The 21,700-nt window shown below is 37.2% G+C and carries 21 protein-coding genes; 3 read left to right on the forward strand and 18 right to left on the reverse strand.

The features are described from left to right. Window positions 1–114: 114 nt before the first annotated feature. Window positions 115–1,575, reverse strand: a complete 1,461-nt coding sequence (locus tag ACQKN2_RS17500) for a peptidoglycan DD-metalloendopeptidase family protein (protein WP_427416076.1) — start codon at window positions 1,573–1,575, stop codon at window positions 115–117. Window positions 1,576–2,091: 516 nt separating this feature from the next. On the opposite strand from ACQKN2_RS17500, the gene ACQKN2_RS17505 reads away from it, so the two are divergent. Continuing rightward, window positions 2,092–2,904, forward strand: coding sequence for a YitT family protein (locus ACQKN2_RS17505; protein WP_427416077.1), 813 nt, complete (start codon window positions 2,092–2,094; stop codon window positions 2,902–2,904). 433 nt (window positions 2,905–3,337) lie between these two features. On the opposite strand, the gene ACQKN2_RS17510 is transcribed toward ACQKN2_RS17505, so the two are convergent. The 8 genes from ACQKN2_RS17510 to rpsF all read right to left on the reverse strand — a co-directional run bounded on the left by ACQKN2_RS17510 (window position 3,338) and on the right by rpsF (window position 11,740). Continuing rightward, complete coding sequence (locus tag ACQKN2_RS17510; RefSeq protein ID WP_427416078.1) at window positions 3,338–4,630, reverse strand: adenylosuccinate synthase; 1,293 nt, start codon at window positions 4,628–4,630, stop codon at window positions 3,338–3,340. A gap of 309 nt (window positions 4,631–4,939) precedes the next feature. Then, complete coding sequence (dnaB, locus tag ACQKN2_RS17515; RefSeq protein ID WP_427416079.1) at window positions 4,940–6,301, reverse strand: replicative DNA helicase; 1,362 nt, start codon at window positions 6,299–6,301, stop codon at window positions 4,940–4,942. 13 nt (window positions 6,302–6,314) lie between these two features. Continuing rightward, on the reverse strand, window positions 6,315–6,761 hold the full coding sequence (rplI, locus tag ACQKN2_RS17520; RefSeq protein WP_427416080.1) for a 50S ribosomal protein L9: 447 nt from the start codon (window positions 6,759–6,761) through the stop codon (window positions 6,315–6,317). Continuing rightward, window positions 6,758–8,731, reverse strand: a complete 1,974-nt coding sequence (locus tag ACQKN2_RS17525; RefSeq protein ID WP_427416081.1) for a DHH family phosphoesterase — start codon at window positions 8,729–8,731, stop codon at window positions 6,758–6,760. Before ACQKN2_RS17525 ends, rplI begins: the two co-directional genes overlap by 4 nt. A gap of 12 nt (window positions 8,732–8,743) precedes the next feature. After that, window positions 8,744–9,685, reverse strand: coding sequence for a YybS family protein (locus ACQKN2_RS17530; RefSeq protein WP_427416082.1), 942 nt, complete (start codon window positions 9,683–9,685; stop codon window positions 8,744–8,746). Between the two features lie 877 nt (window positions 9,686–10,562). Beyond that, window positions 10,563–10,799 (reverse strand): 30S ribosomal protein S18, encoded by a 237-nt coding sequence (gene rpsR / locus ACQKN2_RS17535; protein ID WP_049662616.1) that lies wholly within the window; start codon window positions 10,797–10,799, stop codon window positions 10,563–10,565. Window positions 10,800–10,837: 38 nt separating this feature from the next. Further along, entirely contained in the window at window positions 10,838–11,407 is a 570-nt protein-coding gene (gene ssb / locus ACQKN2_RS17540; protein ID WP_323648417.1) for a single-stranded DNA-binding protein, read from the reverse strand. A gap of 45 nt (window positions 11,408–11,452) precedes the next feature. Continuing rightward, entirely contained in the window at window positions 11,453–11,740 is a 288-nt protein-coding gene (gene rpsF, locus ACQKN2_RS17545; protein ID WP_427416083.1) for a 30S ribosomal protein S6, read from the reverse strand. Between the two features lie 173 nt (window positions 11,741–11,913). Between rpsF and ACQKN2_RS17550 the strand changes: the two genes are divergently transcribed. Continuing rightward, window positions 11,914–12,474, forward strand: coding sequence for a DUF3267 domain-containing protein (locus ACQKN2_RS17550; protein ID WP_427416084.1), 561 nt, complete (start codon window positions 11,914–11,916; stop codon window positions 12,472–12,474). A 69-nt stretch (window positions 12,475–12,543) separates the two neighbouring features. Here the strand turns inward: ACQKN2_RS17550 and ACQKN2_RS17555 are convergent, their stop codons facing one another. The 4 genes from ACQKN2_RS17555 to ACQKN2_RS17570 all read right to left on the reverse strand — a co-directional run bounded on the left by ACQKN2_RS17555 (window position 12,544) and on the right by ACQKN2_RS17570 (window position 16,011). Next, the gene (locus tag ACQKN2_RS17555) at window positions 12,544–13,584 is read right to left on the reverse strand and encodes an acyl-CoA dehydrogenase (RefSeq protein ID WP_427416085.1); all 1,041 of its coding nucleotides are present in this window, start codon (window positions 13,582–13,584) and stop codon (window positions 12,544–12,546) included. A gap of 86 nt (window positions 13,585–13,670) precedes the next feature. Continuing rightward, window positions 13,671–14,771 carry a redox-regulated ATPase YchF gene (gene ychF / locus ACQKN2_RS17560; RefSeq protein WP_068985809.1) on the reverse strand — a complete coding sequence of 367 codons (1,101 nt, stop codon included), beginning with the start codon at window positions 14,769–14,771 and terminating at the stop codon, window positions 13,671–13,673. A gap of 153 nt (window positions 14,772–14,924) precedes the next feature. Beyond that, complete coding sequence (locus ACQKN2_RS17565) at window positions 14,925–15,125, reverse strand: DUF951 domain-containing protein (RefSeq protein ID WP_079563365.1); 201 nt, start codon at window positions 15,123–15,125, stop codon at window positions 14,925–14,927. Window position 15,126: 1 nt separating this feature from the next. Next, window positions 15,127–16,011 (reverse strand): mechanosensitive ion channel family protein, encoded by an 885-nt coding sequence (locus ACQKN2_RS17570; protein WP_427416086.1) that lies wholly within the window; start codon window positions 16,009–16,011, stop codon window positions 15,127–15,129. Window positions 16,012–16,104: 93 nt separating this feature from the next. Between ACQKN2_RS17570 and yyaC the strand changes: the two genes are divergently transcribed. Continuing rightward, the gene (gene yyaC / locus ACQKN2_RS17575) at window positions 16,105–16,737 is read left to right on the forward strand and encodes a spore protease YyaC (protein WP_427416087.1); all 633 of its coding nucleotides are present in this window, start codon (window positions 16,105–16,107) and stop codon (window positions 16,735–16,737) included. On the opposite strand, the gene ACQKN2_RS17580 is transcribed toward yyaC, so the two are convergent. The 5 genes from ACQKN2_RS17580 to rsmG form a co-directional block, all read right to left on the reverse strand. Further along, the gene (locus tag ACQKN2_RS17580; protein WP_427416088.1) at window positions 16,654–17,370 is read right to left on the reverse strand and encodes a DUF554 domain-containing protein; all 717 of its coding nucleotides are present in this window, start codon (window positions 17,368–17,370) and stop codon (window positions 16,654–16,656) included. The genes yyaC and ACQKN2_RS17580 overlap by 84 nt on opposite strands. Before the next feature lie 78 nt (window positions 17,371–17,448). Beyond that, window positions 17,449–18,297: a ParB/RepB/Spo0J family partition protein gene (locus ACQKN2_RS17585; protein WP_323648403.1), complete on the reverse strand. Its 849-nt coding sequence runs from the start codon at window positions 18,295–18,297 to the stop codon at window positions 17,449–17,451. Further along, window positions 18,290–19,051, reverse strand: coding sequence for a ParA family protein (locus ACQKN2_RS17590; protein WP_427416089.1), 762 nt, complete (start codon window positions 19,049–19,051; stop codon window positions 18,290–18,292). The genes ACQKN2_RS17585 and ACQKN2_RS17590 overlap by 8 nt, the downstream gene beginning before the upstream one ends. Window positions 19,052–19,549: 498 nt before the next feature. Continuing rightward, on the reverse strand, window positions 19,550–20,449 hold the full coding sequence (gene noc, locus ACQKN2_RS17595) for a nucleoid occlusion protein (protein WP_427416090.1): 900 nt from the start codon (window positions 20,447–20,449) through the stop codon (window positions 19,550–19,552). Window positions 20,450–20,628: 179 nt separating this feature from the next. Continuing rightward, window positions 20,629–21,345 carry a 16S rRNA (guanine(527)-N(7))-methyltransferase RsmG gene (rsmG, locus tag ACQKN2_RS17600; RefSeq protein ID WP_427416091.1) on the reverse strand — a complete coding sequence of 239 codons (717 nt, stop codon included), beginning with the start codon at window positions 21,343–21,345 and terminating at the stop codon, window positions 20,629–20,631. Window positions 21,346–21,700 lie beyond the last annotated feature (355 nt).

The following is a 21,700-nucleotide window of genomic DNA, read 5'->3' on the forward strand; positions in this document are numbered from 1 at the left end:
ACGATATTGTATCGAACTATTTTTCGACAAATATTTCTTGGGAAATAACATAGATTTATATACAACGTATACAAAAAGACAGCCCTATTTTGGACTGTCTTCTATTCGAACTGATTAACGCCCTACATATGTTAGTGGATTTTCTAACGAACCATTTTTTTCAACTTCAAAGTGTAGATGTGTACCTGTTGAATTTCCAGTAGAGCCCATAATACCTATAACAGAACCTTTTTCTACTACTTGTCCTACTGTCACTTCAATTGAAGAAAGGTGTCCGTAAAGCGTTGTATAACCATTATGATGATCAATTACGATACGATTACCGTAGCTACCTGAGACACCAGCAGCGACAACAACACCATTATCTGAAGCTAAAATATTATAATTATTCGGACGAGCAATATCAATACCACGATGGAGCTCTCCCCAACGTTGACCCATTCCACTTGAAATATAGCCACCCACTGTTGGCCAAGTAAATTCACCCGTACCACGTGAAGAAATTACCTTCGTACCAACTACTTCAATTTCGTCAACTGGTTGTTGTATAATTTCTTCTTCTAACGCAACTTTGGATATACGAGTCCCATTTTCAGACGTTAATAAATAAGATGTTTCTTTTCTTCCATTAACGCCTTGTTGTTTAATCACTTTCTCACCTTTATACATCGTCGGATCTTCTTCAACTATTTTCTTAAACGGAATAGTATCAGTAACTTTCTTCTCCTGTTTTACCTCAAGTGTTACAAATGGTTTAGCGACTGTTACGTTTAATGCTTGTCCAATCTGTAAAACTGTATCAACAGTGATACCTGGGTTTAACGCTGCTAGCTCAGTTGTTGTTAATCCATGTTTTTGGGCAACCGATCCTAAAACATCACCTGATTGAACTTTATATGTTTCTTGTTCAAGAGAGCCTGTCATTAAATATTTCACGGCTTCCGTAGGCGTTACAATAGCATTTGGTGCTACTTTTTGTGTTGTACCTGAAACTTCCTGTTTAAAAGAAACATCTACAAGGCGCGCTTCACCAGTCTGTAATGGTGGAACGTTCGTTGATTGCTGGTTAACATATAAACTATTTAGCTCTTGCTGTGAAACATATTGTAGTTTTAGCATACGAATAGTATCTTCATAGTCTTTTGCATCTTTTAAAGAAACTACAGGCTTGCCATTTACAGATAATGTAAGTGATGAAGATTGAACTACTAAAGATTGCTCTAATTTCTCCAAAATCTCCACATCTTTAGTTTGATTACTAAATACTTTCTCTGGAATTACTTTGACAGAAGAACTAGCATCGATAGATAAATCTTTGTAGTTTTGACCTACTTCTTTTTCCTTTGACGCAATGATTTCTTCGATAGCTTTCTCATTAGAGACCGCACCTATATATTTATTTCCCACGTAAACGTGATAAATTTTATTCAAATCTTCATTATGATTTTCTTTTGCAAAACCTACATTAACCGTTAAACTTGTCATTAACACTGTAATAATGGATATCTTTTTAATTGAAGAAAAATTGTAAGTGAATCTACTATTTTTTCCTTTTCTTGACCAAGACGAACTCATCAATAAAGCCCCTTCCAACTTTAACCTACCGTAGGATTAATTACCCACAAGGATTTTTTGCACCAATTTACTGTACCATAAAGAAAATACAGTTAGATTGTTTTCATCTTTTTGTAATGTAAATGTATTATTTCTCTACTACTTGTTACATAATTCCTATTTTTGTAGCAATTAATAAAAATAATTTCAGGTGTGGATTTTCGCTCCAGTCGTGGCTTTTCAAAGGATATCTGGTGTGGGTCCACTCAATACGCTTCGCTTTCGGTCAAAAGACATTTACTGAAAGAAGTTACATTCTTTCAGTAAATTTGAGAAAAACGTAGTATTTCATTTATTTTTTGTATGATTTAAGACTTACCACTTTTTACTTTTTTAATATTCCGATAAAATAGAAGAGAGATATACTAGTTGATTGGAGCGATTAATTTGAATGATTCACAAACCTCTGGAATAACCCCTAAAGTAAGAAAGCCCCAAAGCAAAAATACTGTTCGTAAACTTATAATGAGGACCATTATGGTGTCATTAGGTGCAGTCATTATGGCACTCGGGCTGGAGCTATTTTTAGTACCAAACAACATTATGGATGGTGGAATCGTAGGCGTTTCCATTATCACTTCCCATCTATTAAATTTACCTCTTGGTATCTTCATCTTCATTTTAAACTTACCTTTTATCTTTTTAGGCTATAAACAGATTGGTAAAACTTTTGCACTTTCATCAGGGCTTGGAATTACCGTACTCTCATTAACAACACTTTTCTTACATAATCTAAAACCATTTACTCAAGATACACTATTGGCCACAGTTTTTGGGGGCATGATATTAGGTATTGGTGTCGGCATCGTCATTCGTTATGGTGGTTCGTTAGATGGGACAGAGATTTTAGCTATTTTATTCAATAGAAAAACACCGTTCTCCGTTGGTGAAATTATTATGTTCTTCAATTTACTCATCTTTACGTTAGCGGGATTTGTGTTCACATGGGAACAAGCCATGTACTCTATCCTGGCATACTATATTGCCTATAAAATGATTGATATCGTCATTCAAGGGATGGAGGAATCAAAATCTGTATATATCATTAGTGATGAAATTGATGAAATCGGACAGACCATTATGGACCGACTTGGTCGAGGTGTAACTTTCCTTCATGGTGAGGGGGCTTATACGGGTAACGATAAAAAAGTTATTTTTACCATCATTACTCGATTAGAGGAATCGAAGTTAAAATCAATCGTCGCTGAAATTGATGATAATGCATTCCTAGCAATCGGTAATATTGCAGAGGTTAAGGGTGGTCGCTTCAAGAAGAAAGATATTCACTAATGACAAGGGCGTACCGCATATGGTACGCCCTTTTTAATGTTGTTTGAAAAACATCTATGAAAGTGAACGCTTTGCAATAAGCAGATGTTGCTGCCGCTATATTTTCTCATATTATTACTATGAGTAATATGACAGAAGAGACACGCTAAGTGATGTGGTTGATTGGAGTGGAAACTGGGCGACTCCTCGGGGATTAGCGTCACAGATGAGACCCTGCAGCGAAGCGAAGCGGCTCATCGGACGCCCCCAGGAAAGCGCCCAGTCGGAACGGAAATCAACTCCTCGTTTTGCAGAAGAGTCATACTTAATTTTGAATATATAAAATATATCCTGCATTAACGAACAATAATTCGCATCTCATCTCAAACCAGCGTAAGTAAAGAGGTATAAAAAAGGACGTACCGCATATGGTACGTCCTTTTTTGATTTATAATTATTTTGCTTCCCAAACGTCCACTAAAACGTTCGTTTGTTCACGTGCAGGACCAACAGAGAAAGTAGCAATTTCAATACCAGTTAATTCACTCACGCGTTCTACATAGCGTCGTGCATTCTCAGGTAGCTCTTCTAATTTTTTGCAGCCTGTAACATCTTCTGACCAACCTGGAAGCTCTTCATAAATTGGTTCACATTGTTCAATAATATGAAGGTTTGCTGGATACTCAGTAATTGTTTCATCTTTATATTTATACGCAGTACAAATTTTCACTGTTTCTAAACCAGATAAAACATCAATTGAATTAAGTGCAAGATGCGTAATACCACTTACTCGGCGTGAATGGCGCACAACTACCGTATCAAACCAGCCTACACGACGTGGACGGCCAGTTGTTGTACCGTATTCACGACCAACTTCACGAATTTGTTGACCAACTTCATCAAATAATTCAGTAGGGAACGGTCCATCGCCAACACGAGAAGTATAGGCTTTAGATACACCAATAACATTTGTAACTCGTGATGGGCCAACACCAGCACCAATCGCTACTCCGCCGGCAACAGGATTTGAAGATGTTACAAATGGATACGTACCTTGATCGACATCAAGTAAAATACCTTGTGCTCCTTCAAATAACACTTTGCCGCCTTCATCTAGTACATCATTTAAGATTTTAGACGTGTCTGTTACATATTTTGCGATTTCTTGTCCATAGTTGTAATATTCCTCAAAAATCTCTTCGAATGTTACGCCTTCAACTTCGTAAAATTTCTCAAATAACTTATTCTTAATTGCTAAATTTTGACGTAGTTTTTCTTCAAATACATCCTTGTCTAGTAAATCAGCCATACGGATACCGATACGTGCTACTTTATCCTGATAACATGGTCCAATCCCTTTACAAGTCGTACCAATTTTATTATCGCCACGGCTTTCCTCATCAGCGATATCTTGCTTTATATGATATGGCAAAATAACATGCGCACGGTTAGAAATTCGTAAATTATCTGTATCAATGCCACGCTCTTGTAAACCTTTAAGCTCCGTCACTAATGACTTTGGATTAACAACCAGACCATTTCCGATTACTGAAGCTTTTTCTTTATAGAAAATACCTGATGGAATTAAGTGTAACTTATAAGTTTCACCATCAAATTTAATAGTATGTCCTGCGTTATCACCGCCTGCAAAACGAGCGATTGCATCGGCTTTTTGTGAAAGGAAATCCGTAATTTTACCTTTTCCTTCGTCTCCCCACTGTGTTCCTACAACTACAACTGATGTCATAGTCAGCACCTCCGTTAGATACGATTTGTATCTCAATTTTTAAGCCGTTAATTATTGTAACAATGATAGAAACGCCTAGTCAACAAAAATACTTAAAAACACGAACATAAAATCAAAAAATATGATTCAACGTTCGTGTTTAATAACAGAATGGTATGAATATTATCTAACATTCAGATTAATTCCGCTTTGGCGTAATCGCAAACGTTATGTTCCTCTTTTTCAATCAGTATTTGGCCAACATAGCGCACATGGCATACGTTTTAACAAATATCATCTCCAACTATTGGTGATGAGCCAAATAAATAGTTAATCACGTGGTGGTGGTGGCGGCATTTGCGACCAATCCACATTAATGAATTTATTGAATTCTTTTTTAAAAGCAAGTGTAACTGTACCTGTTGGACCGTTACGCTGTTTAGCAATAATAATCTCAATCATATTTTTACTCTCGGACTCCTTATCGTAATAATCATCACGATATAAGAAGGCAACAATATCAGCATCTTGCTCAATACTTCCCGATTCACGTAAGTCACTCATCATTGGTCGCTTATCTTGACGTTGCTCAACGCCACGAGATAGCTGTGATAATGCAATGACTGGAACCTTTAATTCACGCGCTAAATGTTTTAAAGAACGTGAAATCTCAGATACCTCTTGCTGACGGTTCTCCCCTGCTTTACCACTACCTTGAATAAGTTGTAAATAGTCAATCAAAATCATACCGAGGCCATGCTCTTGTGCTAAACGTCGACATTTTGCGCGAATTTCATTGATACGTACACCCGGTGTATCGTCAATAAAAATTCCGGAATTCGATAAACTCCCCATTGCCATAGTTAGTTTACCCCAATCTTCCGTTGTTAAAGCACCTGTACGTAAAACTTGCGCATCTATATTTCCCTCTGCACAAAGCATACGCATAACTAGCTGCTCAGCACCCATCTCTAAGGAGAAGATCGCAACATTTTCCCGTGCTTGAACGGCAACACTTTGTGCGACATTCAATGCAAAGGCTGTTTTCCCTACAGATGGACGTGCAGCAACAATAATCAAATCGTTACGCTGGAAGCCAGCTGTTATATGGTCTAAATCACGGAAGCCTGTCGGAATACCTGTAACATCACCTTTTTGAGATTGAAGCTTTTCGATGTTATCAAAGGTTTCCACCAATACGTCTTTAACATGCTTAAAGTCACCCGCATTTTTACGACTGGCTACCTCCATCATTTTCTTCTCTGCTTCACCAAGTAATGCCTCTACCTCATCTTCACGAGTATAGCCATCTTCTACTATTTTAGTAGCTACACGAATTAAACGACGTAATAGAGCCTTTTCTTCGACAATTTTCGCATAGTGTGCGACGTTAGCAGCCGTAGGGACAGCATTGGCGAGCTCTAGTAAATACGATAGCCCGCCAACATCCTCAATTTCTTTTTTAGCTGATAATTCTTCAGTAACTGTGACAACATCTATCGCTTTCCCTTGATCACTTAAACGTAGCATCGTTTCGAAAATTTGCTTATGTGCATTATGATAAAAATCATCTGCTAGTAAAATTTCAGATGCAGTGATTAACGATTGAGGATCGAGGAAAATCGCACCGATAACCGATTGCTCGGCTTCCCGGTTATGCGGTGGAACGCGATCCATCATCGGTTCGGTCATGGATTGTCGCCCCTTATTCTTCCGTTACATGAACTTTTAATGTAGCAGATACTTCATGGTGTAGTTTTACAGGTACATTTGTAAAGCCTAGTGCACGAATTCCATCACTTAAAGTCATTTTACGTTTATCAATTTTTATGCCATGCTTTTTTTGAAGTGCATCGGCAACTTGCTTTGAAGATACTGAACCAAATAGGCGACCACCTTCACCTGATTTTGCTTTTAATTCTACCGTTAAAGCTTCTAATTTTTCTTTAAATGCTTCCGCTTCAGCCAATTCGGCAGCAGCATTTTTAGCTTCTAAATTCTTTTGGCCTTCTAATTGACTTAATGCTTGTGCATTTGCTTCAGCAGCAAAACCATTTTTAATTAAGAAGTTTTGTGCATAGCCGTCTGCTACATTTTTTATTTCCCCTTTTTTCCCTTTTCCTTTAACATCTTTTAAAAATACTACTTTCATGATTCAGAACTCCCTTCGAGTACCTCATTTATGGCCTCTTCTAAATATTTTTTTACTCCATCAATGGAATTTGCTTCTACTTGGCAAGCAGCATTAGTTAAATGCCCGCCGCCGCCTAGCTTCTCCATAATAAGCTGCACGTTTATCTCGCCAAGTGATCTTGCACTTATGCCGACTTTGCCATCTGAACGATGCGCAATGACAAAAGAAGCACTAACATCCTTCATTGTTAGTAAAATGTCAGCTGTTTGCGCAATTAGTACAGAATCATATACTTTCGCTTCCTCACCTACAGCAATAGCAATACCTGGCTTCACGAACTTAACAGTCTGCACTATTTTAGAACGCTCAATATACGTATCGACACCTTCTTTTAATAATCGCTGTACTAGCACTGTATCGGCACCATTTGTCCGTAAATAAGAAGCCGCTTCAAACGTACGCGCTCCTGTACGTAGTGTAAAACTCTTCGTATCGACAATGATTCCCGCTAGCAATGCAGTAGCTTCTAGCATATTAATCTTTGCACGTTTTGGTTGATACTCGAGTAATTCTGTCACAAGCTCAGCTGTGGACGATGCGTACGGCTCCATATAAACAAGCGTTGGATTTTCTATAAAATCCTCACTTCGACGATGGTGATCAATGACCACAACTTTTTCAGCCAACTTCAATAGGTGCGAATCTATGACTAAATTCGGTTTATGAGTATCGACAATAACGAGCAATGATTTTTCTGTCATTTTTGTCGCAGCTTCCTCTGGTGTTAGGAAATGTTCATAGAAATCCGATTTACTCTCAATTTCATTCATTAAACGTGTTACACTTCCGTTTAATTCTTCAAAATTTATGATTACGTAGCCCTTCACATCGTTCATTTGTGCCATTTTACGTACACCAACAGAGGCACCAATAGAGTCCATATCAGGATTTTTATGTCCCATAACAAACACTTGGTCGCTATCCTGAATTAAATCGCGTAGTGCATGGGAAATAACACGAGCTCTAACGCGTGTACGTTTCTCAACCGGGTTAGTTTTCCCGCCATAAAATTTTAGCTTTCCTGTAGGTTGCTTGATGGCAACCTGATCACCACCACGACCTAAAACAAGATCTAAACTTGATTGTGCTAGTTCACCAAGCTCTATTAATGAAGATGATCCTGCACCAACGCCAATACTTAATGTTAATGACGTATTTTTTTGCGCTGTTTTTTCTCGAATTGTATCTAAAATAGCAAATTTTTTCTTTTCAAGCTCCATTAAAATGGATTCGTTTAATACAGCTAAAAAACGATCGGATGAAATTCGTTTCACAAATATCCCTTGCTCAGCCGCCCAATCATTAACAATTGATGTCACCATCGTATTCGTTATACTACGTGGTTGGTCGTCCATTGCTTGTGTAATTTCGTCATAGTTATCAACAAATAAAATCGCAATAACTGTACTATCAGCATAGTATTGTTTTTCAATAGCTATCTGCTCAGTAATATCAAAGAAATATAGTAAATTCTCTTCTTTTTTATAATAAACGCGGTACTTACGATCACGGAGCGTAATCGTATCTTCGTTTGTCTCCTCGGTCTTCATTAGCACGTAAATGTCGTCAGATATATTAACGATTCCTTCACCTACTAAATTCTCCATATTTAAAACACCTTGCATATATGGATTCGACCATTCTATTTCATATTGATCATTGACAAGCAAAATCCCAATTGGCATTTCAAGCAATGCCTCTTCCCCAACTTTTTTCATGCGGAAAGAGATGGATTCAATATGCTTTTCTGTTTCTTCAAAGGTAATCTTTTCTACCTTCCACGTATAGGCCATTAATAGAACAAAACCTACTCCATAACCGATACCTATCCCGATACTCCAAATACATAGAAGTACGAACGTCACAATGCCAAAAATGGAAAGAACAAAAAGCGGATAGCGGATTGGTCGTTTTCTAAAAGTTCCCATTACATCAGCCCCTTATTCTTTGGTTTTCCCCTTCACAAGTGAACGTAAGTCGAAACCTAAATCTACGATGCCTAGCAATATCATAATGGATGATAGCGGTAAGGCTAACAAAGTTGCTATCCATTTGACAACATTGGGCATTTCCTTTTTAGAAATAAAGTAATGTATAAAGGAAATTCCCTGCAGGATTAATAACATCCATAAGATAGAAGAAACATTTAAAACAATAATATCTAATGTAGATCCAAATTCTGGACGCATAAATAAATTAATGCATAAAACAATCATGTAATACCATAAAATAGATCGTGGTAGACGCATATTTTGGAATGGTGCAAATTTTGGTACGTCTAAACCAAGACGTTTTAATACAGGTAAATTTAACGTTATGATAATAAATGCTGCCATAAACGCAAAGATTGTTACTGTTGCAGGTATTGTCAGCTCAATTGTTTTTAACATAGCCTCAATTTGTTCTTGCTGAAACACTACTTGACCTGTCACATTTTTTGCAAGTTCATTTGATTGCTCATAATTTTCGCGTAAAAGATCTGTGCTCATGTTAATAATATTGATACCAGCAAATTGAACATAGGCTACATAGGCAATTGCCATTGACAGAAGAACAGAAACCCCAGACGACATGAATAGGTAAAGTTTGCTCTTCTTTTGATTTATTGCGCTTCCTATAACCATACCAAGTAATGCCAAAATAAAAGCAAATGGTAACATAGTTATGCCACTCGTTAAAGTGGTTAAAATACATCCTACTACTACTACGAGTATTGATGAAGAACGCTTGTAATTTGCGCTATACCAAGCAATCGGTAGTGGGGCAAATAGTAGACCTACTATAAAAATGAATGGTACATATGCAGAAATAAGCATTAGAATCGTAAAGATTGCGACCATCATTGAGCCTTGTACAAGCGCCTTTGTTTGATTATTCGGCATTGAAAACCTTCCTTTTTTTAGTCAAACTTACTGACCTTTATTGTACCATTTTTTCAGGTTATTGAACAAAAAACGCTAAGAACAACTGTATGCTTTGTCATTAATTTTGTAGAACCAATGACTAAAGCATAAAATACATAGCTATATAGGAGATTTTTTACCGAAAAAGCATAACAAATTCATTCATTGATTATGTTCTTCTATATATATATTTCAAAATTTCTCTAACAATAAAAAAAAGCAACTTACGACAGTTACTAATACATGAAAAAAGGCTTTTAATCGAAATGATTATAAGCCGTTTTGTTTTAAAAAATGTTACTTAGTCGATTGTTTCTCAATCTCTAAAATTTCATCTTTTCTTTATTTATGTCTATTAAGAGTGTAATAAATTCTTATCATAATAGCAAATGGTAATTTATAGAGCAATTACTGAGATAAACTAAGCTCATCACCATAGCGTGGGAGTTGATTTCCGTTCCGACCGGTCGCTTTCCTGGGGGCGTCCGATGAGCCGCTTCGCTTCGCTGCAGGGTCTCGGGCCAACACGATGTTGGTCACGAAGGCGTTATCACAGGATGTGATGCTTTTAGCCATCGTTCCTCTATTGCTGATCCCCAAGGAGTCGCCCGGTCTCCACTCCAATCAACATGACATGCGTTTTAACCATCCTCATCTTTTGATAATGAGCTATAAAATAAACAATATTACCGGAATCAGGATATTCATTCTCAATTTCCCTACCCTATGTGATTATTCACAAGTTCCACCTTCTAAAATTTCCATATTGGCGGTTATAAGATTAGCAACTCCATTTTCACAAATAAAAAAAGCACAATCAAAGCGATTAAACCTTGTTGTGCCTTTATTTTAAATATTATTTGTCTTCTGCTACGAATGGAAGTAATCCCATAATACGAGAAACTTTGATAGCTGAAGTTAATTTACGTTGGTACTTAGCGCTAGTGCCAGTTACGCGACGTGGTAAAATTTTACCGCGTTCAGAGATGAATTTTTTTAATAAATCCACATCTTTATAGTCGATATTCGTAATGTTATTAGCAGTGAAGTAGCAAACTTTACGGCGTTTGCGGCCTCCGCGACGTGGTGCCATAGTGTGTCTCCTCCTTATCATTTTTTATTTTAGAAGTATTAGAACGGTAAATCATCCTCAGATACTTCTATCGGTCCTTTGCTATTAGCAAATGGATCCTCATCTACACGTGTATAATTCGGCTGATTCACAGGTGGTTGATTTTGCTGATAAGCATCGCCGCCAAATGAACCCTGTCCTGGCATAGCACCACCAAACTGTTGTTGTGGTTGACCACCGCCATATGACGGTTGGTTATTACCGTAAGTCTGTCCACCGTATTGAGGAGATGCAGGAGCACCGCTACCATTACGAGGTTCTAAAAACTGTACGCTATCTGCCACTACATCTGTTGTGTATACTCGCTTACCATCTTGTCCTTCATAACTGCCTGTTTGAATGCGGCCTTCCACTCCAATTAAACTTCCTTTTCGCATGAAGTTCGCTAAGTTTTCAGCCTGTTTGCGCCAAGCAACACAGCTAATGAAATCAGCTTCGCGGTCACCTTGTTGGTTTGAGAATGTTCGATTTACAGCAACTGTAAATCTTGTAGACGCAACACCATTAGGCGTATAGCGTAGCTCAGGATCCTTTGTTAGTCTTCCAACTAATACGACACGGTTAATCATCAGAAATGCAACCTCCTTTTTCAGCATTTTGTTAAAAATAAATGATTATGCTTCTTGGCGAACAGCAATGTGACGAATGATATCTTCGCTAATGTTAGCAAGACGTGTGTATTCGTTAATTGCTTCTGAAGTAGCGTTTACTTTCACGATTTGGTAGAAACCTTCGCGGAAGTCTTGAATTTCATAAGCTAAGCGGCGTTTGCCCCACTCTTTTGATTCGATGACTTCTGCACCGTTAGAAGTTAAGGCTTCGTTGAAACGTTCAACTAAAGCTTTCTTCGCTTCGTCTTCAATGTTCGGACGTACGATGTACATTAATTCGTATTTTCTCATCTGTTTACACCTCCTTATGGACTTAGGCTCTCCTGTACACAGGGAGCAAGGAGCAAGTAATAATTATTACTCACATCAATGAATTGTAACATATAGATACATGTCTTTCAAGTCGCAACTAAACAATTCTTTCTATATAATGAACTTAATTCATGAATGAACGGAGGATCTTCATGCTACCAGATAAAGAACCTATCGTAATAGAGTTGGATATAAAAAAACTAATGATGGACAATATTGTTGTCACAAGTGGTCTCGTCATATTATTTGTAGCTATTCAATCTATTTGCTTTAAAGACTTTGATTTTTCATTTTGGAATATGATTATCGGATCTATCCTTTTCGTTATTCTGTATATTGTTTTCATTGTCTTACATGAAGCCTTTCATTTAATTGGCTTTATGGTCTTTGGAGGCGTACCCTTTAAATCGTTAAAATATGGACTGAATTTAGAGCTTGGCATAGCGTACGCAACAACTGAACAACCGTTACCGAATCATGCAATGAAAAAAGCTTTGTTACTTCCATTTTGGACAACTGGTGTTCTCCCGACAATTGCTGGTTTCTACTTTAACAGTACTATTTTAGTATTAGTAGGTGCTTTTTTAATCGCTGGAGCAGTCGGTGATTTTTCCATGTATAAAGAATTGCGTAAATACCCCAAAAATGCGTTAATACAGGATGATCCTCATTTACCCAAGCTTTATGTATATTTGCCCGAGGGAAAGAAATAACTTTGCTGAGAGTCACGTTACAAATAGAATCTGCTTGTCTCCAAGCAGATTCTATTTTTTAACACAAAGTTATGGCGTTAAAAAACTATGCTGTGCAGCTGTATATAAATTTCTCCAAATACGATTAATTGAAGATGTCTCCATAATCGCATCCATACCCAGTCTACGTATTAAGCTATTGGCAATGTCTACACAAGACGCTGCAATGTCTTTACCCATTTGTGAAAATAGGTGTAGTTCTTCTTCGGTCAACTCATGACCTTCTTTATGTTTTTGCCAGTATTCATTCAACTTTGAGTGAAATTTCTCTTCAAGCTGTCTAAAGTTCTTCTGTTTCTGCATCAATAAAAATTGTATTGCACCTAAACGTTCAGTACGGCTTGGATCATGCTTTCTTTGCTTTACTAAAATAGACGCCTCTTCTAAGAAATTTTCTGTTATCCCAAGACAAACACTTAGAAATGAGGCTTCTGCAAATGCACCAAACGGAAAACTATGTACCGCACTTCCATACTTGTTTTTAATTATGCCCAATTGGAATGTTTCCTCTTGTGGCACCCAAACATTTTGCACACGGATCGTATGACTAGCTGTCGCTTTTAGTCCCATTGCTCGCCAATCATGAAGAATCTCTACTTGATCACGATTTACTGAGCAACTAATTATTTCATCTGTTCTATTACCTTCATCCTCGACAAAGCAATTCATCGTAAAAGTTGTAGCATAATCTGCTCCGCTACAATACTTCCATTGACCCGTTAGACGATAGCCCCCATCTATTTTCACCGCTATCCCCGTAGGATAGCCACTGCCTGCTATGACTGCATTTCTTGGTGAAAATATTTTTTCACAAACCTCTTTGTTCAATGTTGGAATAAATGCGTTACCCCCTGCCCCTATTGTGACAAGCCAGCCAAAGTTGCCATCAAGTGCAGACATCTGCTGGAATACTTTAACGCCCTCTAGTAGATCTAAATCCTTACCGCCTAATTCTTTTGTTGTGAATAGCTTAAACAATTGATGCTCATAAATAAGCTCTATTATATCTTCCGGTAATCTACCTAGCTCCTCAATTTCTAAACCACGTTCTTTTATTTGTAATATATTCATACTAACCTCCCTTTTCGGATTGAAAATTCAGACAAGTATATAGACAAAAAAGGCAATCTAATTGAAAGATTGCCTCTGTTCGTATTTTACACATTAAAACGGAATAACATAATATCGCCGTCTTGCACAACATACTCTTTACCTTCAAGACGTACTTTACCAGCTTCTTTAGCAGCAGGTTGAGAACCAGCTTCTACTAAATCATCGAAAGCAACTGTTTCTGCACGAATAAATCCACGTTCAAAGTCTGTATGAATGACTCCAGCACATTGTGGTGCCTTCATACCTTTACGGAACGTCCATGCACGTACCTCTTGTACCCCAGCAGTGAAATAAGTTGCTAGCCCTAGTAAATCATATGACGTACGGATTAATTGGTCCAAGCCAGATTCTTTAATGCCTAGTTCTTCTAAGAACATTGCTTTTTCTTCATCATCAAGCTCAGAAATTTCTTCCTCGATTTTTGCACAAATTGTGATAACTTGAGCTCCTTCAGCAGCTGCATACTCACGTACCTTTTGCACATATTCGTTATTATCTGCGTCAGCTACTTCATCTTCTGAAACGTTTGCCACATAAAGCATAGGTTTAATTGTTAAAAGATGAAGTCCTTTAATAACCTTTAGCTCGTCTTCTGAAAGCTCTGCAGCACGTGCTGGTCGCCCGTTTTCTAATTGTTCTTTAACTTTTACAAGGATTGGTTCTTCAATCATTGCTTCTTTGTCTTTTTGTTTTGCCATTTTGCCGACACGTTGTAATCGCTTATCAACAGATTCTAAATCGGCAAGTGCAAGCTCTAAATTAATGACCTCAATATCATCAATCGGATCTACTCCACCTGATACGTGCGTAATATTTTCATCAACAAAACAACGTACAACTTGGCAAATTGCATCTACTTCACGAATATGAGCAAGGAATTTGTTCCCTAACCCTTCACCCTTTGAAGCGCCTTTTACGATCCCAGCAATATCTGTGAACTCAAATGCTGTTGGTACTGTTTTTTTAGGTGTTACTAATTCTGTTAATTTATCTAAACGTGCATCTGGTACTTCAACAATACCGACGTTCGGATCGATTGTTGCGAATGGATAGTTTGCAGCCAATGCGCCCGCTTTTGTAATTGCGTTAAATAATGTTGATTTTCCGACGTTAGGTAAACCAACGATTCCAGCTGTTAATGCCATGAATGGACACAACCTTTCTATGATCTGTTCAAATTTGTTCTTATTTCCCGTACTAACGGATACTGTGAGGTTACAGAAGTCCTCACTGATGAATCACTGTATAACCTTATCTATTATATTGATTCACTCATAAAAAGTCTAATACACATCAAACTAGTCTTCACTAGCTGAAATTAAAACCTTTTTCATTTTTTTCTCAAACTCGCGGCGTGGAATCATGACGCTATGCTGACAGCCTTCACATTTAATGCGTACATCCGCCCCCATCCGAATAATCTTCCACTTATTTGTGCCACATGGATGCTGCTTTTTCATTTCAACAATATCATTTAAACCAAATTTCTTTGCGTCCATATTACTCACTTCTCCCCTCTTCATTTCCATTCACACCATAGAACATCATTTTCGGATGAGCCATTGGTATATTATTTTCTTCAAAGAGTTTTGTAACATCACGACGAATAGTACGAGCCACCCCATATTGTTGCTGTGGTAATGTTTCTGCGGCTATACGAATCGTTACTTCTGTACCCTTAACATTTTGTACACCTAAAAAGGCAGGTACTGCTACAAGTTCCTTATGAATTTCAGGTAAAGTATTCAAATACTTTTGAATAATAGATTCAGCTCTTTCAAAATTGGCATCCGTCGTCATTTGTAAATCTATATAAATTTTAGAGTTGTTGACAGAGTAATTGACAACATCGCCAATCGAACCATTCGGAATAATAAACTGCTCCCCTGTAGAACCATTAATCTTTGTCGTACGTAAGCCTATCTCTATAACAGTTCCTTCAGCTGCATTGATTTTTATATAATCGCCAACACCAAATTGATCTTCAAAAATAATAAAGAATCCAGTAATGACGTCCTTTACTAAGCTCTGCGCACCAAAACCAACGGCTAAACCGACAATCCCTGCTCCTGCCAGTAACCCTGCTATCTTAATGTTTAATATAGAGAGAATAGCAATGATTGCTGAAAAATAAACAGCATAGGAAATGACACTTTGTAATAATCTTGAAATTGTTGTTTGGCGACGTTCTGAATGATCTAAAGGCGAACGCATACGCATTAAAAACACTTTTTTAATAAATTTTTTACCTAATCGAACAGCTAACCACGATGCGATCAAAATAACCGTTATCTTAATTGAAGCAGTCATTATCGTTTCCCAAAGCTTCTCTGACATCAGCTTATCCCATAAGTTACTTAATACCTTTTCACTAAACCAATCCATTATTACCACCTCTTGAATAACTTGCTAAAAATTTGCGTATACTGCATAAAAATCGAGCACTTCTTACAAATAAAAAGGAAAGCGAGTTTTTTTATGAATACTATACCAAAATTGTTACTCCCTTATTCTCTTCATCATGAAAGTAAAAATATCGTTTGGCAATTAAGTACATTATTTTTAGAACATATACCCTTTCATCATGAACGCCTTATTTTCTGTTGTATTGGAAGTGACCGTTGCACAGGTGATACACTCGGGCCATTAACAGGTAGTTTCCTAAAAAAGTCTGTTAGTTTTCCATATGAAATTGTAGGCTCTTTAGACAATCCTTTGCATGCTCTTAATTTAGACACTACTATGCAACAGCTACACAATCATACTACAAAACCTTTCATTATTGCGATTGATGCATGTCTTGGAAGTGAACAAAATGTTGGACATATTTCTGTACAGAATGGACCTATTTTTCCAGGAAAAGCTGTAAAAAAACAATTACCTCCAATCGGTGACATTTCCATTAAGGGGATCGTCAATGTTGGAGGCTTTATGGAAATGCTTGTTTTACAAAATACAAGACTTCATATTTCCTATGCAATGGCAGAAAAACTTTCAAGAGCTCTATTGCTCGCTGCACATCGTTACTCACTGAAACATATAGAAGATAGCAACCACAATACCGACAACAATGATACCTGGCAACAAGTTAGCAGCCTTGATCTTAGTTAAGCCTGCTATATTTAAACCAATGGCAAAAATCATAACACCGCCTACAGCAGTCATTTCATGAATAAACATTTGTAGTGCAGTCTCTGGTATAAAAGAGCTAATAACACCTGCAAAAAGTGCAATTAATCCTTGATAGACGAATACAGGTAATGCAGATAATAGCACGCCAATACCTAATGTAGATGTTAAAATGATCGATATAAATCCATCGATTAATCCTTTCGTAATCAGTACATTATGATCATTACGCAAACCGCTATCGAGTGCACCAATGACGCCCATAGAGCCAACTACAAATATTAGAGAAGCCGTCACAAAACCTTCTGCTATGCTAATTTGATTGTTATCAGTACGATTTTTACTGAATAAAGATTCTACCCATTGTCCAAGTCTATTCATTTGCTTGTCTAAATCTAACCACTCACCAATTACTGTACCGACCACTAAACTTATCATTAAAATAATAAAATTATCACTTTCAAAGCCCATTTTAATTCCTAAAAGTGCAACTGCTAAACCGATAATTGATAATACAGTAGTCTTCATCGATTCAGGTATATTTTTAAAAATGCGTCCTACTAATGCACCTGCCATAATCAGCAGAGCGTTAATTAATGCCCCTAGTAATACCACGTCCCTACCTTCCTTCTCTCTAGAAAAATAGAGAGCGCCTTGTAGTTCGGCGCTCTGATTACGTTATCGATCTTTCTTTTACTCTTCTTGTAAATTTAGTATTTCTAAAATGCGTTCTAAATCATCTTCGGAGTAAAATTCAATTTCAATTTTCCCTTTATTATTAGCTTTTCTAATTTGTACATTTGTTCCAAAATAATCACGTAACTGCGATTCTTTAGCTGCAACAAATATATCCTTTTTCTTTGGTTGAGTTGTTTCACGTGAAACTTCTTCATTTAAGTTGTGTACTAACATTTCAACTTGCCGCACATTTAAACCTTGTTTAATGACCTTATTTGCCACTTCTGATATTTGTCTTTTATTCTTTAATCCAAGTAACGCTCGCCCTTGTCCCATCGATAATGTTCCATCGTTCATAAACTCACGAACATCATCTGGTAATGCAAGTAAACGAACGTGATTGGCAATATGCGGCCTACTCTTCCCTAAGCGTTTGGATAGCTCCTCTTGTGTTAAATGTAAGTTTTCCATTAAGCTTTGGTATGCCTCAGCCTCTTCAATAACTGTTAGATCTTCACGCTGTAGATTTTCTAAAATAGCTAGTTCCATCATTTGCGTATCTGATAGCTCTTTTATAATAGCTGGAATAACATCTAACCCTGCTAATTGAGTTGCTCTATAACGGCGTTCCCCAGCTACGATTTCATATTTACGTCCCTTTTTACGTACGGCAATAGGCTGTAAAATACCATGTTCCTGTATAGAGTCAGCTAATTCTTGTAAAGTTTCTTCATCGAAAATTTTACGAGGCTGAAATGGGTTTGCGACGATAAGTTCTAATTGTATTTCTTCCACTTGCCCACTTTGTTCTAAAGACTCCCCAGGAAATAATGCACTTATGCCCCTTCCTAAACCTTTAGCCATTTTTAATCACTTCCCTCGCCATCTCTAAATACACTTCTGCACCTCTTGATTTTGCGTCATAAGTGATAATTGGCTGCCCATGACTTGGAGCCTCACTTAATCGCACATTACGAGGAATAATTGTTTTGTATACTTTTTCTTGGAAATATTTTTTCACTTCATCAATAACCTGTAAGCCAAGGTTTGTTCGTGCATCAAGCATCGTCAATAATACACCGTCAATGTATAATTGCTGATTTAAATGTTTTTGCACTAAACGGACAGTTGATAATAACTGGCTTAATCCCTCTAATGCGTAATATTCGCATTGTACAGGAATAATGAGTGCATCCGAAGCCGTTAAAGCATTAATTGTTAGTAGCCCTAACGAAGGCGGACAATCAATAATAATATAATCATAGTCTTCTTTTACATCTTGAAGTGCATGCTTTAAACGTACTTCCCTGGAAATGGTCGAAACCAATTCAATTTCTGCACCTGCTAATGAAATGGTTGCTGGAATGATTGCTAAGTTTTCAACATTTGTTTGTTGAATGACGTTTTCAACTTTTTCATCATCAATTAACACATCATAAATACAGCCGTGAAGTTCTCCCTTATTAATACCAAGTCCACTTGTTGTATTTCCTTGTGGATCAGTATCGATTAAGAGCACTTTCTTTCCTAAATATGCTAGACAAGCGCTCAAATTGACCGATGTCGTTGTTTTTCCTACGCCACCCTTTTGATTGGCGATTGCTATAATTCTACCCATTTAAAAGCACCTGCTTTCATCTATCAAAGTTCACTTTGACAAATCATTTGTAAAATCACTGATCAATTATGCCTCGGCATAATTGTGTCCGGATTCGGCTTTGTGCTTGCACAAAGCACTCCTTTCCGAATCCGTGACATCCGCCGGAGGCTTTAACTTCTTTCAGCGGATGTTTGGGCACCCGCTGAAAAGTAACTTAAACCCGCATTCAACTTACCACTTATAGAGGTGAGAGACTTCTGCTGAAAGAAGTTAAATACCTCTATCTTACTTTCATTCTATCAAAAAAACAGAAAAGAGTTGTATAAAATATTAAGAATATATGCAAAAAAGGAGACATCTCAGAAATATTACTAAGATGTCTCCTCCGTACAGAGATATAAAAGCGACTTTTCATCAACTTATATACATGGTATACGTTATAAAGATGACATCCTCAATTTTGATGATGTCACAAAAGTTAATTCTTTATTTTTCTAATAAAACTTCAATCACGACCTAAGACTTTTTCTTTTTAGGTATTTTCACCGTAATTTGATAATATTCCTCTGTATCTTCTTCTTCAGTCTTAACTGTAATACCGCTCTTTGTTACCATTGATAACGATTGTTTAATCGTGTTTAAAGCAATACGTACGTCTTTACTAATGGCTTTACGCTTCGGCTTTACTTTCTTCGGTTCTGCTTCTTCTTGTACTTCCAACTCTGGATGCAATAAAGAATAAATTTGCTCTTCTAACTGACGAACATTCCAATCATTTTCAATCGTTTGTTGTAAAACCTTTAGCTGTAGCGGCTGATCTTTAATTGCAATTAATGCTCGTGCATGTCGTTCAGAGATTTCACGTTTCAAAATAGCTTGCCGCACTTCTTCAGGAAGCTTTAATAAACGCAATTTATTGGCTACCGTGGATTGTCCTTTTCCAAGTCGTTGGGCTAGAGCTTCTTGTGTCAGCTCATGAAGCTCCAATAATTTTTGATAGGCAACAGCTTCTTCAATTGCTGTTAACTCCTCACGCTGTAGGTTCTCAATTAACGCGATAGAGGCTGTTTCCTTATCAGTTAAATTTCTTATAATTGCCGGAACTTCTGTCCATTGTAGCTTTTTCATTGCTCGATAACGACGCTCACCAGCAATAATTTCGTATTGGTTTTCTGCTGTTCTACGTACAACAATTGGCTGAATTACACCATGCGTATGAATGGTTCTTGATAATTCTTCAATTTTTTCATCATCAAAAATAGTACGTGGCTGAAAACGGTTAGGCACAATTTGATCAATCGGCAGCTTTATAACCTCTTCCGCTACATGAACCGTCTCTGCTTGTTCTACTTCATTTTCCACAATAGGCTCAGTTTTATTTCCGCCTCCAAAAAAACGTGAAAAAGGACTTTTCATCCAAGTGGCACCACCTTTAAGTAACTATCTTGCTCTGTTTTATTCTATTATTATTTATTATATTTCTTAAAATGTATATAGTTCGTAGATGTCATTTGCGTGAACCATCCATAACTAGTATGTATGCTCAAAATAGAAAAAATATTTTCTACTTTGAGAAGTTCCACATGAAACACTAATTATTGAATCGGTGATTTATTTGGTACACCTGGTTTACGCGGATATTTTTTTGGTGTTCCTTTTATTTTATCAAAGATATATAACATGCGGTCACTTTCTTCAACAGGTAGCTGGAAAGAAAACTCTTCTTTTAGCGCGACTCCTAATGTAGTCAATGCTTTTTTGGCATCTTTTAATTCCTCCGCACCAGCTGCTGCTTTTAAAGCAACAAAATAGCCACCTTGTTTTGCTAGTGGTACACATAACTCTGATAAGACCGATAAGCGGGCTACTGCACGAGCTGTTACAACATCAAACTGTTCACGATATTTCGCATTTTGAGCAAATTCCTCTGCACGTGCATGTACAAAATTCATATTCTCTAATTGTAACTCATCACTTAAATGATTTAAAAATGTAATTCTTTTATTTAATGAATCGACAATTGTTACACGTAAATGTGGGAAACAGATTTTAATTGGAATACTTGGGAAACCAGCACCTGCTCCAACATCACAAACTGTTGTTACTTTTGAAAAATCAAAATAGAAAGAGGCACTAATTGAATCATAAAAGTGTTTTAAATAAACACCTTCTAAATCGGTAATAGCTGTTAAGTTCATCTTTTCATTCCACTCAACAAGTAACTCAAAGTATTTTTTGAATTGAGCAATCTGCTTTTCAGAAAGTTCGATGCCCTTTTTCTTTAAAGCCTCGATAAATTGTTGTTCGTTCATGTAAAGTCTCCTTTTTCTAAATGGCCTTACTATCTCTATTATTGATTTGTAAGCATATAATCGTTCACATTCCCAAATCAACTATATAAAAATAGCATAACCATCAATTATGCCTCGGCATAATTGCGTCTTGAATCGGCTTTGCGCTTAGGTCTGCATGACGCAGGTCAGTTAGCCGTTATCGCATGGATGCGATGATTTTAGGCTAACATCCTATGCGAACTCCTATCCGATTCTGTGACATCCGCCGGAGGCTTTGGGCCAACAAATGTTTTCTGTGCGAAAGCGTAGTGCAACGTAGCGGCAGCAACATGATGTTGGTCACTCAGTCGTTGCCACAGGACGTGGCGTCCTT

The sequence above is a fragment of the Lysinibacillus sp. NPDC093688 genome (assembly GCF_050280145.1).
In the GTDB taxonomy this organism is placed as follows: Bacteria; Bacillota; Bacilli; order Bacillales_A; family Planococcaceae; genus Lysinibacillus; species Lysinibacillus xylanilyticus_B.

Bases quoted from the DNA above. Each gene is read 5' to 3' on its own strand.
- rplI (WP_427416080.1), bottom strand. From the start codon at position 6,761: ATGAAAGTAGTATTTTTAAAAGATGTTAAAGGAAAAGGGAAAAAAGGG.
- ACQKN2_RS17585 (WP_323648403.1), bottom strand. From the start codon at position 18,297: ATGGCTAAAGGTTTAGGAAGGGGCATAAGTGCATTATTTCCTGGGGAG.
- ACQKN2_RS17500 (WP_427416076.1), bottom strand. From the start codon at position 1,575: ATGAGTTCGTCTTGGTCAAGAAAAGGAAAAAATAGTAGATTCACTTAC.
- yyaC (WP_427416087.1), top strand. From the start codon at position 16,105: ATGAATACTATACCAAAATTGTTACTCCCTTATTCTCTTCATCATGAA.
- rsmG (WP_427416091.1), bottom strand. From the start codon at position 21,345: ATGAACGAACAACAATTTATCGAGGCTTTAAAGAAAAAGGGCATCGAA.
- rpsF (WP_427416083.1), bottom strand. From the start codon at position 11,740: ATGAGAAAATACGAATTAATGTACATCGTACGTCCGAACATTGAAGAC.
- noc (WP_427416090.1), bottom strand. From the start codon at position 20,449: ATGAAAAGTCCTTTTTCACGTTTTTTTGGAGGCGGAAATAAAACTGAG.
- ACQKN2_RS17510 (WP_427416078.1), bottom strand. From the start codon at position 4,630: ATGACATCAGTTGTAGTTGTAGGAACACAGTGGGGAGACGAAGGAAAA.
- ACQKN2_RS17590 (WP_427416089.1), bottom strand. From the start codon at position 19,051: ATGGGTAGAATTATAGCAATCGCCAATCAAAAGGGTGGCGTAGGAAAA.
- ACQKN2_RS17530 (WP_427416082.1), bottom strand. From the start codon at position 9,685: ATGCCGAATAATCAAACAAAGGCGCTTGTACAAGGCTCAATGATGGTC.
- ssb (WP_323648417.1), bottom strand. From the start codon at position 11,407: ATGATTAACCGTGTCGTATTAGTTGGAAGACTAACAAAGGATCCTGAG.
- ACQKN2_RS17525 (WP_427416081.1), bottom strand. From the start codon at position 8,731: ATGGGAACTTTTAGAAAACGACCAATCCGCTATCCGCTTTTTGTTCTT.
- ACQKN2_RS17555 (WP_427416085.1), bottom strand. From the start codon at position 13,584: ATGAATATATTACAAATAAAAGAACGTGGTTTAGAAATTGAGGAGCTA.
- rpsR (WP_049662616.1), bottom strand. From the start codon at position 10,799: ATGGCACCACGTCGCGGAGGCCGCAAACGCCGTAAAGTTTGCTACTTC.
- ACQKN2_RS17505 (WP_427416077.1), top strand. From the start codon at position 2,092: ATGGTGTCATTAGGTGCAGTCATTATGGCACTCGGGCTGGAGCTATTT.
- ychF (WP_068985809.1), bottom strand. From the start codon at position 14,771: ATGGCATTAACAGCTGGAATCGTTGGTTTACCTAACGTCGGAAAATCA.
- ACQKN2_RS17565 (WP_079563365.1), bottom strand. From the start codon at position 15,125: ATGGACGCAAAGAAATTTGGTTTAAATGATATTGTTGAAATGAAAAAG.
- ACQKN2_RS17550 (WP_427416084.1), top strand. From the start codon at position 11,914: ATGCTACCAGATAAAGAACCTATCGTAATAGAGTTGGATATAAAAAAA.
- ACQKN2_RS17570 (WP_427416086.1), bottom strand. From the start codon at position 16,011: ATGGATTGGTTTAGTGAAAAGGTATTAAGTAACTTATGGGATAAGCTG.
- dnaB (WP_427416079.1), bottom strand. From the start codon at position 6,301: ATGACCGAACCGATGATGGATCGCGTTCCACCGCATAACCGGGAAGCC.